Source organism: Pseudomonas sp. ASL3, assembly GCF_056680425.1.
Window position 1 is genome coordinate 3,745,323 of sequence record NZ_CM155281.1, and the last position, 13,154, is coordinate 3,758,476.

Below are 13,154 nucleotides of genomic sequence, written 5' to 3' on the forward strand. Positions count from 1 at the left end.
CTGAAAGCCGGACGATTACTGCGGCTTGCGACGACCAAAGCCAGGACGCTGGCCAGAGCCTGCCGGTGGACCATTACGCTTGCCCGAAGGCTTGTCGTTATCCACCAGAACAATGCCCGGACGCTGCTGCTTAGGCTTGTTCGGACGCTTGCTCACATCACTTGGACGCTCGGCCACTGGCGTGCCACGGCTGTCGGAACGACCGGCAGCAGGGCGCGGCGTGCGTGGAGAATCACCACGCGGTGCACGCGGAGACCGCTCGGCAGAATCACTGCGCGGGGTACGCGGAGCGCTGTCGCCGTCTTCACGCGGCTTGCGCGCTGGACGATCGGCACCTTCGCTACGACCACGCAACGGACGGTTGGTCTCGCCAGCAGCGCCGGAACGCCCGGTAGCAGGACGCGGACCACGGCTCGACGAATCCGAACGCGGTGCTGCAGGACGCTGATCGCGATTGCCTTCCGAGCGCGGACGATCACGCTCGCTGCCGGTCACTTGCGGTTGACGGTTCGCACGCTCGCCCGCCGGAGCCGGATTGGCCGGACGCAACGTACGCACGCGCTCGCCCTTGCCCAGTGGGCGGGACGATTGACGCTGCAAGCGTTCGAGTTTGTCTTTGGTCTTGGCATTCATCTGCGGCTGAGCGACAGGCGTCAGGCCGACTTCGGCGCTGAGGACGTCGACTTCGTACTGGCTCATTTCGCGCCAGCGGCCCATCGGCAGGTCGGAGTTGAGGAACACCGGACCGTAACGCACGCGCTTCAGACGGCTGACCACCAGACCCTGGGATTCCCACAGACGACGCACTTCGCGGTTACGGCCTTCCATCACCACGCAGTGATACCAGTGGTTGAAGCCTTCACCGCCCGGCGCTTGCTGGATGTCGGTGAAACGGGCCGGACCATCTTCCAGAAGCACGCCGTTCTTGAGGCGCAGCAGCATGTCGTCATCGACTTCGCCACGCACACGGACCGCGTATTCACGGTCCATCTCGAAAGACGGGTGCATCAGGCGGTTGGCCAGCTCACCATCAGTGGTGAACATCAGCAGGCCGGTGGTGTTGATGTCCAGACGACCGATGTTGACCCAACGGCCTTCTTTGGGGCGCGGCAGGCGATCGAACACCGTCGGGCGACCTTCAGGGTCGTCACGGGTGCAGATTTCACCGTCCGGTTTGTTGTACATGATGACGCGGCGGACCGTTTCGGCCGCTTCTTCGCGCTTGATCACACGACCATCGACGCTGATGGCATCGTGCAGATCGACGCGTTGACCGAGGGTCGCGTCTTTGCCATTGACCTTGATCCGGCCTTGGCTGATCCAGGCTTCTACGTCACGGCGAGAACCTACGCCAATGCGCGCCAGAACCTTTTGCAGTTTTTCGCCTGCTGGGCCAACTTCCTGGCTGTCTTGCTTGTCTTGTTCACTCATCTGGGCACCTCCCGGTGTGTCGATTTAAAGCTGATGGCGAGGATGAATCGCCAAAAGGTCGCGAATGATACGCTCAAGGCGCTTGCTGCGCATCAGAGACTAGTGCAAAAGCAGCGCCTCACTTCTTTTTCCGCCGACCGGTGGCTGCGTTTGTCGGCCTTATCGAACGTGCAGACGCTGATGCAGTGGGCTTTGGGCAACTCATGGGGGATGGCCCTGGTGTATGCAATCCCTGTAGGAGCTGCCGAAGGCTGCGATAAAATCGGCACGATTTTCAGCGACCTCAAAAACACGGCTGCTTCGCAGCCAATCGCAGCCTTCGGCAGCTCCTACAGGGGATCAGTGCCCTTATCTTCCTCAGGCTCATCCACATCTTCCTGCCGCAACAAATCATCAAAGTCAGTCTTCAGACCCAACTCCATCGAATCCAGCTCGACCAGCAAACTACGGAAGCTGGTTTCATCCCGCGGTGGCTCCGGTTCGGCGTCCGGGTCGAGGCTGGCGTCGGCCAGGGCTTGCAAGCTGGCGGGTACGGGGGCGTCATCGAAATCGAGAATCGGTTCCGGCTCCAGTTCACGCAGATCCGCCAATGGAGGCAGGTCGTCGAGGTTCTTCAGGTTGAAGTGATCGAGAAACGCCTTGGTGGTGGCGAACATCGCCGGTTTGCCGGGCACGTCACGGTAACCGACGACTCTGATCCACTCGCGCTCCAACAGGGTTTTGACGATATGGCTGTTGACCGCCACGCCGCGCACATCCTCGATCTCGCCCCGAGTGATCGGCTGGCGATAGGCGATCAACGCCATGGTTTCCAGCATCGCCCGGGAATAACGCTGCGGCCGTTCTTCCCACAACCGCCCGACCCACGGCGCAAACCGTTCGCGGATCTGCAAGCGATACCCGGAGGCGACTTCCTTGAGTTCGAAGGCGCGACCTTCGCAAGACTTGCCCAGCAATTGCAGGGCTTTCTTGAACACAGGTGGCTCGGGACGTTCGCCCTCCTCGAACAATTCGAACAGGCGTTCCAGCGATTGCGGTTTACCCGAAGCCAACAGGAAGGCTTCGAGCAGGGGTGCCAGCTCGCGCGGCTCGTTCAAATTCATTTTTTTTGACTCTTTATTTGGCTCGGGGCGCTTTATCAGGCTCGCGGCGTTTCAATCGTGCGCGTCTTTTATTCGGCTCTCGCCCGGACATGAATCGCCGCAAAGGGCTCGTTCTGCACCAGTTCGACCAAGGATTCCTTGACCAGCTCCAGAATCGCCATAAATGTCACCACCACGCCGAGGCGCCCTTCTTCTGCCGTAAACAGCTCTGAGAACGGCACGAAGCCACCGCCCTTGAGGCGTTCAAGCACATCGCTCATGCGCTCACGGGTCGACAGCGCTTCACGACTGACCTGATGGCTTTCGAACATATCGCCCCGATGCAAGACTTCAGCCATGGACATCAACAGCTCTTCGAGACTGACATCCGGCAGCAGCCGACGCGCCCGTGCTTCGGGGGCGTCCAGTCTGGGCACAACCACATCGCGCCCGACCCGACTCAGTCCATCGATGCCTTCGGCCGCGGCCTTGAAGCGTTCGTATTCTTGCAGACGCCGGATCAACTCGGCGCGCGGATCGTCTTCTTCCTGTTCGATCTCCGCCGAACGCGGCAGCAGCATCCGCGATTTGATCTCGGCGAGCATGGCCGCCATCACCAGATACTCAGCCGCCAGTTCCAGACGCACGGTTTTCATCAGCTCGACGTAGCCCATGTACTGACGGGTGATTTCCGCCACTGGAATGTCGAGGATGTTGATGTTCTGTTTGCGAATCAGGTACAGCAGCAAGTCCAGAGGACCTTCGAACGCTTCGAGGAAGACTTCCAGCGCATCCGGCGGGATGTACAAATCCAGCGGCATCTGCATGACCGCCTGGCCATAGACCATGGCGAATGGCAACTCCTGCTGAGCGTCCGCCTGGCTGTCGACCGTCTCTACCATGGTCATCTAGGCTTCGACGCCGAACGGTCGCGGATCGCCGCAACCTACCCGTATCACTTGCGCCTCGCCATCGGCCAGATTGATCACGGTGGAGGCCGCGATGCCGCCGATGCCGCCGTCGATGATCAGATCGACCTGATGCTCCAGCACCTGACGCATTTCGTATGGGTCGCTCATGGGTATGGTTTCGCCTGGCATGATCAGGCTCACGCTCATCAGCGGCTCGCCGAGTTCCTCAAGCAACGCCTGAGCGATGGGGTGGCTGGGCACCCGCAGGCCGATGGTCCGGCGCTTGGGGTGCAGGATCAGCCGCGGCACTTCACGCGTCGCATTGAGAATAAAGGTGTAAGGCCCCGGCGTGTAGGTCTTGAGCGCACGGAACGCACCGGTGTCGACCTTGGCATAGGTCCCCAGCTGCGACAGGTCGCAACACATCAGGGTGAAGTTGTGCTTGTCATCCAGCTGGCGCAAGCGGCGGATACGCTCGATAGCGTTCTTATCGCCGATCTGGCAGCCCAGGGCGTAGGACGAATCCGTGGGATACACCACCAGACCACCGGCCCTGATGATCTCCGCCGCCTGTTTAATCAGGCGCGCCTGCGGGTTTTCCGGGTGGACCTGGAAAAATTGACTCACTGTATCTTCCTGTTCAGACGGCAGTAGGCTGATCATGTTTGAATCGACACCAAAGCGGCGGAAGATCCTCCGGTAACGGGCGATAAACGCCAATCTCGGACCAGGCGCCAGGGGCATGAAAGTCACTGCCGGCAGTTACCAGCAGACCGAACTCGCGAGCCAGGATAGCCAGGCTGCCCACCTGCTCGGCAGGTTGCAGACCATTGACCACCTCGATAGCGTGGCCGCCGGCTTGAATATAGTCGGCGATCAGCTTACGACGTTTACTGCGGGTGAAATCATAGTGCCAAGGGTGCGCCAGACTGACCCAGGCCCCGGCTTCGCGTAAGGTCGCGACAGTTTCTTCCAGGGTTGGCCAATGCTGTTTGACGTCGCCAAGCTTGCCAGCACCCAGCCATTTACGGAATGCCTCGGCGCGATCTTTGACAAAACCTGCACGCACCATGAAGTCAGCGAAGTGCGGTCGCGCCGGAGCATTACCGCTGTCACCCAGCTCTTGCTGGACCGCGCGGGCACCTTCCAGAGCACCCGGCATACCTTTGATCGCCAATTTTCGACTTATTTCTTCGGCGCGCAACCAGCGCCCATGGTGCAATCGTTCGATGGCATCGACCAATGCAGGGGCTTTTACGTCGAAACCGTAGCCCAGAACGTGGATGGTTGCCCCACCCCAGGTGCAGGATAATTCCACCCCATTGACCAGTTGCATATCCAGCGCAAGCGCCGCCGTACGGGCCTCTTCGAGGCCTTCGAGGGTATCGTGATCGGTCAGGGCGAGGACCCTCACACCGTTTTCATGAGCACGCGCAACGAGGACCGCAGGCGCGAGGGCGCCATCGGAAGCGGTGCTGTGGCAGTGCAAGTCAACATTCATAGGTGGCGCTTTCGCTGTCATTGATGTTTGTTATTATGCCCGTCACATCCTGCTTCTGGCTGCCATTGTGAAACAATTCATCGACTTCATCCCGCTGCTCCTGTTTTTCATCGTTTACAAGATCGAACCTCGTGCCGTCGACATTCTGGGTCACAGCTTCATGGTAGGCGGAATTTTCAGCGCCACCGCGATGTTGATCCTAAGTTCAGTGGTGGTTTACGGCATTTTGTTCATTACCCAGCGCAAACTGGAAAAAAGCCAATTGCTGACCCTGATCGCCTGCCTGGTGTTCGGCAGCCTGACCCTGGCCTTCCATAGCGAAGCCGTCCTTAAATGGAAGGCGCCGGTGGTCAACTGGGTGTTCGCCCTGGCTTTCGCCGGCAGTCACTTCATCGGTGATCGCCCGTTGATCCAACGCATCATGGGCCACGCATTGTCCTTGCCACAGGCGATCTGGACCCGACTGAACATCGCCTGGATCATCTTTTTCCTGTTCTGCGGAGCGGCCAATCTGTATGTGGCCTTCACTTATCAGGATTACTGGGTGGACTTCAAAGTCTTCGGCAGCCTGGGCATGACCCTGCTGTTTCTGGTCGGCCAAGGGATATTCCTTGCCCGCCACCTGCACGACGCTGAAACATCCACTCCCAAACCCAAGGACTGACCATGCTCTACGCAATCATTGCTACAGACGTCGCCAATTCGCTGGAAAAACGCCTGGCTGCGCGGCCTGCACATCTTGAGCGCCTGGTCGTACTCAAGGATCAAGGCCGGATCGTGCTGGCAGGGCCGAACCCCGCCATCGACAGCAATGACCCAGGCGCGGCGGGTTTCACTGGCAGCCTGATCGTGGCCGAGTTCGAGTCCTTGGGCGCAGCCCAGGCCTGGGCCGATGCCGATCCGTACATCGAAGCTGGCGTGTACGCCAACGTGCTGGTCAAGCCGTTCAAACAAGTTCTGCCGTAACCGGCTTGTGCAGGCGCCGCGGTCAATCACCGCGGCACTGGCAGCTTGCCCTCTTCGCGTGCTCACTATTCTCGTCAACCTGCCGACAACATGCTGAATACTCAATAAAAATATAGGAGTTCAGATGCGTTCAGGTCCGTTGTGTCTGCTGTTGGCTGTATTGACCATTGGGCTCAGCGCCCAGGCCGAAGAGTCATCAGGCTCTGGTAGCTCTACGCCGTTATCGCTGAGTGCCAGTAGCCAGATCACCGAATTGCAACAGCGCCTCAAAGAAAGCGAGCGCCAACGCGAAGAGCTGAGTAAACAAGTGCAGGGAGGCGACACCGAACGCGAGAGCGCGCAACTGAGTCGCTTGCGTCAAGAGAACCAACGCCTCAAGTTGCAACTCAAAGAAGCGCAGTCTATCTCGCCTCAGCGCATGTTGACGGAGCAGCAACAATGGTTCGTCGTGGGCGGTGGCGTTGCGATGATTGCCCTTCTCTGCGGTATCTTTGCCAGTAGCTGGCGTCGACAACGTCGGCAGTGGCTAAATTGAGTGAGTCATGAGCGAACTGTTATTAATTGATGATGATGAGGAGCTCTGCGAGCTTCTGAGCAGTTGGCTGAGCCAGGAAGGCTTTCAGGTGCAGTCTTGCCACGATGGCAGCAGCGCCCGGCGCGCATTGGCGCAATCGCCTCCCGCCGCCGTGGTGCTGGATGTAATGCTGCCTGATGGCAGCGGCCTGGAGCTGCTCAAGCAGCTGCGCACCGATCACCCTGATCTGCCGGTGTTGATGCTGTCGGCACGCGGCGAACCCCTGGACCGGATTCTCGGCCTGGAACTGGGCGCCGACGATTACCTGGCCAAACCCTGCGACCCTCGGGAATTGACCGCTCGGCTGCGGGCGGTCCTGCGTCGCAGCCATCCAACGGCGGTGTCCAGCCAGCTCGAACTGGGCGATTTATGCTTCAGCCCGGTGCGCGGCGTGGTGATTGTCGACGAGCATGAGTTCACCTTGACCGTCTCCGAAAGCCGCCTGCTCGAAGCCCTGCTGCGCCAACCCGGCGAACCGCTGGACAAACAAGAGCTGGCGCAACTGGCCTTGGGTCGCAAATTGACGCTCTACGACCGCAGCCTGGACATGCACGTCAGCAACCTGCGCAAGAAAATCGGCCCTCACCCAGACGGTCGTCCGCGGATCGTCGCCCTGCGCAGTCGCGGTTATTACTACAGTGTTTGAGTGGGCGCATGGATCGACTGTAGGAGCTGCCGCAGGCTGCGATGAGGCCGGTAGGCCTTCAAACCGGTCCCGTCGGACGCGCCCCCGGGGCGATCGCAGCCTGCGGCAGCGCCTACAAGTGTTCTGCCTCTTTACTCAAGCTTTACTGTCACCTGACCGCTATTGACCTTTATCTCCGTACACTAGTCTCAACCGGTAACGAACCGGATTCGAGATAAGGAGATACACCATGCGTAAGACTTTAATCGCCCTGATGCTCGCTGCTGCGCTGCCTACCGTCGCGATGGCCATGCCACCAGAAGAAGGCATGGGTCACGGGGGTTCTGAGATGCATCACCATAGCCCATATAGCCAGCTGAACCTGACCAAAGAGCAACGTCAACAGATCGGCAAACTGATGTTTGAGCAAAAGCGTAGCCGTGAGGAAATCGTTCAGCGCTATCTGCAAATGCTGCCGCCAGCGGCCCAGAAAAACCTGAAGGACGAGCTCGAAGCCAAACACCTGAAAGCTCAGAGCGACGTTCGCGCCCTGCTCAAACCCGATCAGCAAAAGCAGTTCGACGTGATACAGGAAAAAGAGGCCAAACGTCGCGCCGAGCATGCCGAGTTCCAGACCTGGAAAGCCCAAAAGGACCAGCCAGCTCAACCTGCTCAGCCGGCCCAATAACGGCGAGCCTGCCCCTTACCCGCCCGACACGCTGATGTGTGTCGGGCTTTTATCGTTTGAGGTATTCACGTGCGTTCATTGTTCTGGCGAGTTCTGGCCAGTTTCTGGTTAGCCATCGCCCTGGTCGCGGGCCTGTCGATTTTGCTCGGACATATGCTCAATCAGGACGCCTGGATCCTCAGCCGCCATCCAGGCCTGGCCAATCTGGCGCAGGACTGGACCGAACTCTACGAAGATAAGGGTGAAGACGCCTCACAGGAATACCTGCAACAGCGCAAACGGCGCTATCACATTGACGTCCAGGTGCTCAACGAAAGCGGCGAGCCCTTGGTGCGCGGCACCTTTCCGCCCCGCGCGGCGGCGCTTGAAGCGCGCCAACACAACGACCCAAGCCAATTACCATGGCGTCGTCTGACCACCGAGTACACCAGCCCGAAATCGGGCGAAACCTATTTGCTGATCTACCGAATTCCACACCCGGAGCTGAATGCCTGGCATCGGGAAAGTCTGATTTGGCCCCTCAGTGCCCTTGGCATTGCCTTGGTGGTGCTGACGTTATTCAGTCTGCTGGTGACGCTGTCCATCACCCGCCCGCTCAGCCGCTTGCGCGGTGCCGTGCATGACCTGGGGCAAACCACTTATCAACAGAACAGTCTGGCGCAGCTATCCAACCGGCGTGACGAGTTCGGCGTGCTGGCCACTGATTTCAACCGCATGGGTGCGCGCCTGCAAAGCCTGATTGGCAGCCAGCGTCAGCTACTGCGCGATGTGTCCCACGAACTGCGTTCACCGCTGGCGCGGCTGCGTATCGCGTTGGCGTTGGCCGAACGAGCCGAACCCGCTGAACGCGAAAAGCTGTGGCCGCGCCTGGCCCGCGAATGTGACCGGCTGGAAGCGTTGATCAGCGAGATTCTCGTGCTGGCCCGCCTGGACGCGGATTTTGGCAGCGCCGAGCCCGTGGATCTGAACGCGATGCTGCATCATTTACAAGCTGACGCTCAGCTCGGCGCCGCCGAACAGCAGGTACGGGTCGAGGTACACGACGATATCGACCTGCAAGGCTGGCCAGACATGCTCGAGCGGGCGCTGGACAATCTGCTGCGCAATGCCCTGCGCTTCAATCCGGCCGGGCAAACCATCGACTTTCAGGCACAACGCGAGGGTGATCGATTGCTCATCCGGGTGCGTGACCATGGCCCCGGCGTGGCACCCGAACATCTGCCGCAGTTAGGCGAGCCCTTCTACCGCGCGCCCGGCCAGACTACACCGGGCTACGGCCTGGGCCTGGCGATCGCCAAACGCGCCGCGGAACGCCACGGCGGCAACCTGACCCTGGGAAATCATCCAGAGGGTGGCTTCGTCGCCAGTATGGATTTGCCGTTGGAGCCGATAATCCCCAGCGTTTGAATTGACCTCTTCGCGAATGAATTGGCTCCCACAGTCAGATCTACTGTAGGAGCTGACTTGTCTGCGATCGGCTGCGAAGCAGTCGCAAAATGGCTGAATTCACCGCATGAAGGTCCTCCGGCCCTTATCGCAGACAAGTCAGCTCCTACAGTCGACCGAGTTTGCTGCGCGACAGCGCGACATTGAAGACGGGGCGGGATCTCCTACAGATTTTTATGCCAACTCAGCCCTGCCACTCACTGACAAAATCAGCCGTGTTCAGCTTAGGCGCAGTGCGCGGCTCGTGTTGCGGGGTGCCCAGGTAGAGGAAAGCGACGACCTCTTCGTTCGCTGCCAGCCCCAGACCTTTGGCGACATGGGCCGAGTACGACAACTCACCCGTGCGCCAAACGGCACCGACACCCTGTGCAAACGCCGCGATCAATATCGCGTGGGCGGCGCAACCGGCGGCGATCCGCTGCTCTTGCTTCGGCACTTTGAAATGGTCCTGCAATTTGGCGATCACCACCACGACCAAGGGTGCGCGCATCGGCCCCAGACGCGCCTTGTCCAACATTTGCGGTGTCGCCTCGGTGTCGCTGAATTGCAGCGCCTGCACCAGCAACTCACCCATCCCCTCGCGGGCCGCGCCTTCGACAGTCAGGAACCGGAATGGCCGCAACTGACCATGATCGGGCGCACGCAGGGCTGCACCGAACAGTATTTCCCGTTGCGCCGCGTTGGGTGCAGGGTCGATCAACCGTGGTACCGATACCCGGTTGAGCAAAGCGTCGAGCGCCTCCATCGGGCTGTCTCCTCTAAAAATGGTCGGCCATTCTAGGATGTGTTCGCCATCAATAACGAGAGCGCCGACCATTTAATTACATCCGCGCGCGGTATTCCCCCGGCGTTTCATCGAACCAGCGGCGGAAGGCGCGGAAGAAGTTGCTGGGGTCGGCAAACCCCAGCAGATAGGCAATTTCCAGCAAGGTCATCTGCGGCTGCGCCAGGTATTGCTCGGCCAGCTCACGGCGGGTGTCGTCGAGCAGTGTCTGGAAACTGGTGCCCTCATCCTGCAAACGTCGCTGCAAGGTGCGCTGGGACAGGTGCAGGGTTTGCGCGACCATCTCACGCTTGGGTTCGCCCTGAGGCAGTAACCGGCACAACACCTGACGTGCCTGATGGGTCACGCGGCTTCCCGAGAAGCGCGCCAGGTATTCCCCGGCAAAACGATCGTGCAACTGCGCCATGGCTTCATTGGCAGTCGGCAGCGGTGCCTCCATATCAGCCCGCTCGAACACCAACGCGTCATACGGCGCGTTGAACGTCATCGGTGCATGAAAGGCTTTCTTGTAGGGTTCCAGATCCCTGGGCTGGTCGCCCTGGATCAACACCTGCCGCGGCTGCAAGGGCCTGCCGGTCAACCAGCCACAGAAGGTCAGAGCCGAAGCCAGTGAAGCTTCGGCGCTTTGCCGGGTCGGTGGCAGATGATCGCCATGCACAGTCAGGATCAGCGCGTAGCCTTCAGGCAACAGACGAAAACTCAAGTCGGCGCTTTCGGCGATGATCCGCTGATAACGCACCAGCCGCATGAAGCCTTCCTTGAGGGTCTGGCTGGACATCAGCGCATAACCTGCAACATTGAAAGACGCCGGGCGCACGACCTTGGCCATGTTCAAACCAATCGCGGGATTGCCCGAAATCTCCACCGCACGCTGCCACAGACGCGTCATGCAATCCTGTGGGAAGCGCGCATCGGGATTGTCCAGATCGGCATAATCAAGCCCCAGCTCCTTGAATAACGAGCGGCAGTCCAGGCCGTCCATTTCCAATGACTTGACGATCCCCATCGCCCAACTTGCAGAAGTCGTTCTTTCGCTCATGGCGTTTTCTTAATCAGGATAAGCCGCGTCCAGCCGCTACTGGCCCAAGAATACTATCCTGGCGCTTAATGTCACTGGCTGTATTTGCAGGGCGCTTTAGACTGAGTTCATAGAAACCGGATTCATGGAATAAAAAACCAAGGGTGCCAAATGTGAACAACATCAAGTCATTCACGCGCTTCGCTGACTTTTACCCCTATTACTTGCTGGAGCACAGCAACAGCACCTGTCGCCGCTTACATTTCATCGGCACCAGCCTGGTGATCTTTATAGCGGCTTTAGCGGTGGGCGGCGCCCATTGGCCGCTGCTATGGGCCGTTCCCGTCGCCGGGTACGGCTTTGCCTGGGTCGGGCACTTCTTTTTCGAGAAGAATCGCCCCGCCACGTTCAAGCATCCGTTTTATAGCCTGTTGGGCGATTTCGTCATGTACCGCGACATGTTGGTAGGCAAGGTACCCTTTTAGAAAATCTCCGTTCTAGACGACGCACGGCGCGCTGGGTCAGTAAGCCGTCTTTTACGGCCACTGCCCCAAATCCTGTAAGGCATAGACTGGACCGGTCCCTAAACAATCTAAACAATAAAGACAGGACCGTGTATGAACAGCCAAGCCCGTTTCACCCATATGAAAGATGGTACTCAGGAAGACTGGGCGCTCATTGCCCAAGACTTCAGCGCCTATGCCAAGCAGTTGCCGGGACGGATTCTGACCCATCTGCGACTGCTCGACGGTGACTTCGGCGGCTTTCCCGTAGATCGCCTGACCCACTCCCTGCAAACCGCCACGCGTGCCTATCACGACGGTCGCGACGAGGAATATATCGTCTGCGCCCTGCTCCACGACATCGGCGACACCTTGGGTTCGTATAACCACGCGGATATCGCGGCGGCCATCCTCAAGCCTTTCGTCAGCGCGGAAAACCTGTGGATGGTGGAGAAACACGGAATCTTTCAGGGCTACTACTTCTTCCATCACCTGGGTATGGACCGGCTGCTGCGTGAGCAATTCCAGGAGCATCCGCAGTATCTGCAGACCATCGAGTTCTGCGCCAAGTACGATGCCGCCGCGTTCGATCCGGCCTACAACACCCTGCCGCTGAGCTTCTTCGAGCCCATGCTGGAGCGGATTTTCGCCCACCCGAAAAGCTCCATTTATAAAGACGCCATCGAGCAGAATTATTCGATGGCTTGATGGCTCGCGCCAAGGACAGGTTCGCTGACCCCGACCTGTTCTTTCTCAACCTGGCGCTGCGCCTCGCGTAGATGAGCATCGGCCAGCCGGAACAGTTCGATCGAGCCATCCCAATGCTCGATCAGTGCGGTACAGGATTCGACCCAATCGCCGCAATTGAGGTATTCCACCTCGCCAACCTTGCGAATTTCGGCGTGGTGGATATGCCCGCAGACCACCCCGTCAAAGCCACGTTTCACGCATTCGTGAGCAATAGCCTCTTCAAAGTCGCTGATGAAACTGACCGCTGTTTTAACCTTGTGCTTGAGGTACGCAGACAGTGACCAATAGCCGTAGCCATAGCGCGCACGCCAATGGTTCAGCCAACGATTGAGGGTCAAGGTGAACTCGTAGGCCGAATCGCCAAGAAAGGCCAGCCAACGGTGATAGCGAGTAATCACATCGAACTGATCGCCATGCACCACCAGCAGACGCCGACCGTCGGCGGTGACGTGTTCGGCCTCGTCCACCAGATGGATATTGCCCAGGATCAGCTTCGAGTACCGCCGCAGGAACTCATCGTGGTTGCCGGTGATATAGATCACTTCGGTGCCGCGCTTGCTCATGGTCAGCAGGCGACGGATCACATTGGTGTGCGCCTGGGGCCAGTACATGCCACTGCGCAGTTTCCAGCCATCGATGATGTCGCCAACCAGATACACCTTATCGACGTGATACTGCTTGAGGAAACTCGACAGATGTTCGGCCTGGCAATCACGCGTCCCCAGATGTACATCAGAAATCCACAGCGTTCGCACGCGTTGTTTGCGGCTGGGTTTAGCGAGCTGAGCACTGCTCATGGACAACCTCCGGCAGGGTTTTGACGAGCTTGCCCGGGTCTGGTTAATCGAGCATGACATCGGTGTGGCGATTTGGTG

Annotated in this window: 15 protein-coding genes and 2 pseudogenes; 8 read left to right on the plus strand and 9 right to left on the minus strand. The window is 59.2% G+C overall.

Features of this window, described 5'->3' with window-relative positions:
* Positions 1-15: 15 nt before the first annotated feature.
* The 6 genes and pseudogenes from AC1MEE_RS17345 to AC1MEE_RS17370 all read right to left on the minus strand — a co-directional run.
* Positions 16-300: pseudogene (locus AC1MEE_RS17345) on the minus strand (23S rRNA pseudouridine(2605) synthase RluB); the annotation flags it as partial.
* Positions 301-386: 86 nt separating this feature from the next.
* Positions 387-1,431, minus strand: a pseudogene (gene rluB / locus AC1MEE_RS17350) (23S rRNA pseudouridine(2605) synthase RluB); the annotation flags it as partial.
* Between the two features lie 329 nt (positions 1,432-1,760).
* Positions 1,761-2,534, minus strand: a complete 774-nt coding sequence (gene scpB, locus AC1MEE_RS17355) for an SMC-Scp complex subunit ScpB (protein ID WP_480410826.1) — start codon at positions 2,532-2,534, stop codon at positions 1,761-1,763.
* Between the two features lie 68 nt (positions 2,535-2,602).
* Entirely contained in the window at positions 2,603-3,301 is a 699-nt protein-coding gene (locus AC1MEE_RS17360; RefSeq protein WP_480416259.1) for a segregation and condensation protein A, read from the minus strand.
* A gap of 120 nt (positions 3,302-3,421) precedes the next feature.
* On the minus strand, positions 3,422-4,051 hold the full coding sequence (locus AC1MEE_RS17365; RefSeq protein WP_480410827.1) for an L-threonylcarbamoyladenylate synthase: 630 nt from the start codon (positions 4,049-4,051) through the stop codon (positions 3,422-3,424).
* 13 nt (positions 4,052-4,064) lie between these two features.
* On the minus strand, positions 4,065-4,925 hold the full coding sequence (locus tag AC1MEE_RS17370; protein ID WP_480410828.1) for a PHP domain-containing protein: 861 nt from the start codon (positions 4,923-4,925) through the stop codon (positions 4,065-4,067).
* Between the two features lie 67 nt (positions 4,926-4,992).
* Here AC1MEE_RS17370 and AC1MEE_RS17375 point away from each other — a divergent pair, with 67 nt between their 5' ends.
* The 6 genes from AC1MEE_RS17375 to AC1MEE_RS17400 all read left to right on the plus strand — a co-directional run bounded on the left by AC1MEE_RS17375 (position 4,993) and on the right by AC1MEE_RS17400 (position 9,185).
* A complete protein-coding gene (locus AC1MEE_RS17375) occupies positions 4,993-5,589 on the plus strand; it encodes a septation protein A (protein ID WP_480410829.1) in 597 nt (198 codons plus the stop codon).
* Positions 5,590-5,591: 2 nt separating this feature from the next.
* The gene (locus tag AC1MEE_RS17380; RefSeq protein WP_480410830.1) at positions 5,592-5,891 is read left to right on the plus strand and encodes a YciI family protein; all 300 of its coding nucleotides are present in this window, start codon (positions 5,592-5,594) and stop codon (positions 5,889-5,891) included.
* Between the two features lie 124 nt (positions 5,892-6,015).
* On the plus strand, positions 6,016-6,426 hold the full coding sequence (locus tag AC1MEE_RS17385; RefSeq protein WP_480410831.1) for an SH3 domain-containing protein: 411 nt from the start codon (positions 6,016-6,018) through the stop codon (positions 6,424-6,426).
* Between the two features lie 7 nt (positions 6,427-6,433).
* Positions 6,434-7,111, plus strand: a complete 678-nt coding sequence (locus tag AC1MEE_RS17390) for a response regulator transcription factor (RefSeq protein ID WP_480410832.1) — start codon at positions 6,434-6,436, stop codon at positions 7,109-7,111.
* A 229-nt stretch (positions 7,112-7,340) separates the two neighbouring features.
* Entirely contained in the window at positions 7,341-7,778 is a 438-nt protein-coding gene (locus tag AC1MEE_RS17395) for an LTXXQ domain protein (protein ID WP_480410833.1), read from the plus strand.
* Positions 7,779-7,847: 69 nt separating this feature from the next.
* Positions 7,848-9,185, plus strand: coding sequence for a sensor histidine kinase (locus AC1MEE_RS17400; RefSeq protein ID WP_480410834.1), 1,338 nt, complete (start codon positions 7,848-7,850; stop codon positions 9,183-9,185).
* A 223-nt stretch (positions 9,186-9,408) separates the two neighbouring features.
* Here the strand turns inward: AC1MEE_RS17400 and AC1MEE_RS17405 are convergent, their stop codons facing one another.
* A complete protein-coding gene (locus tag AC1MEE_RS17405) occupies positions 9,409-9,969 on the minus strand; it encodes a nitroreductase family protein (protein WP_480410835.1) in 561 nt (186 codons plus the stop codon).
* A 76-nt stretch (positions 9,970-10,045) separates the two neighbouring features.
* Positions 10,046-11,047 carry an AraC family transcriptional regulator gene (locus tag AC1MEE_RS17410; RefSeq protein WP_480410836.1) on the minus strand — a complete coding sequence of 334 codons (1,002 nt, stop codon included), beginning with the start codon at positions 11,045-11,047 and terminating at the stop codon, positions 10,046-10,048.
* A gap of 152 nt (positions 11,048-11,199) precedes the next feature.
* Between AC1MEE_RS17410 and AC1MEE_RS17415 the strand changes: the two genes are divergently transcribed.
* Positions 11,200-11,511: an Mpo1-like protein gene (locus tag AC1MEE_RS17415; protein WP_480410837.1), complete on the plus strand. Its 312-nt coding sequence runs from the start codon at positions 11,200-11,202 to the stop codon at positions 11,509-11,511.
* A gap of 132 nt (positions 11,512-11,643) precedes the next feature.
* Positions 11,644-12,237: an HD domain-containing protein gene (locus tag AC1MEE_RS17420; RefSeq protein ID WP_480410838.1), complete on the plus strand. Its 594-nt coding sequence runs from the start codon at positions 11,644-11,646 to the stop codon at positions 12,235-12,237.
* Here AC1MEE_RS17420 and AC1MEE_RS17425 read toward each other — a convergent pair.
* On the minus strand, positions 12,222-13,076 hold the full coding sequence (locus AC1MEE_RS17425; RefSeq protein WP_480410839.1) for a UDP-2,3-diacylglucosamine diphosphatase: 855 nt from the start codon (positions 13,074-13,076) through the stop codon (positions 12,222-12,224). The two genes, AC1MEE_RS17420 and AC1MEE_RS17425, sit on opposite strands and share 16 nt — an antisense overlap.
* Between the last annotated feature and the right edge of the window lie 78 nt (positions 13,077-13,154).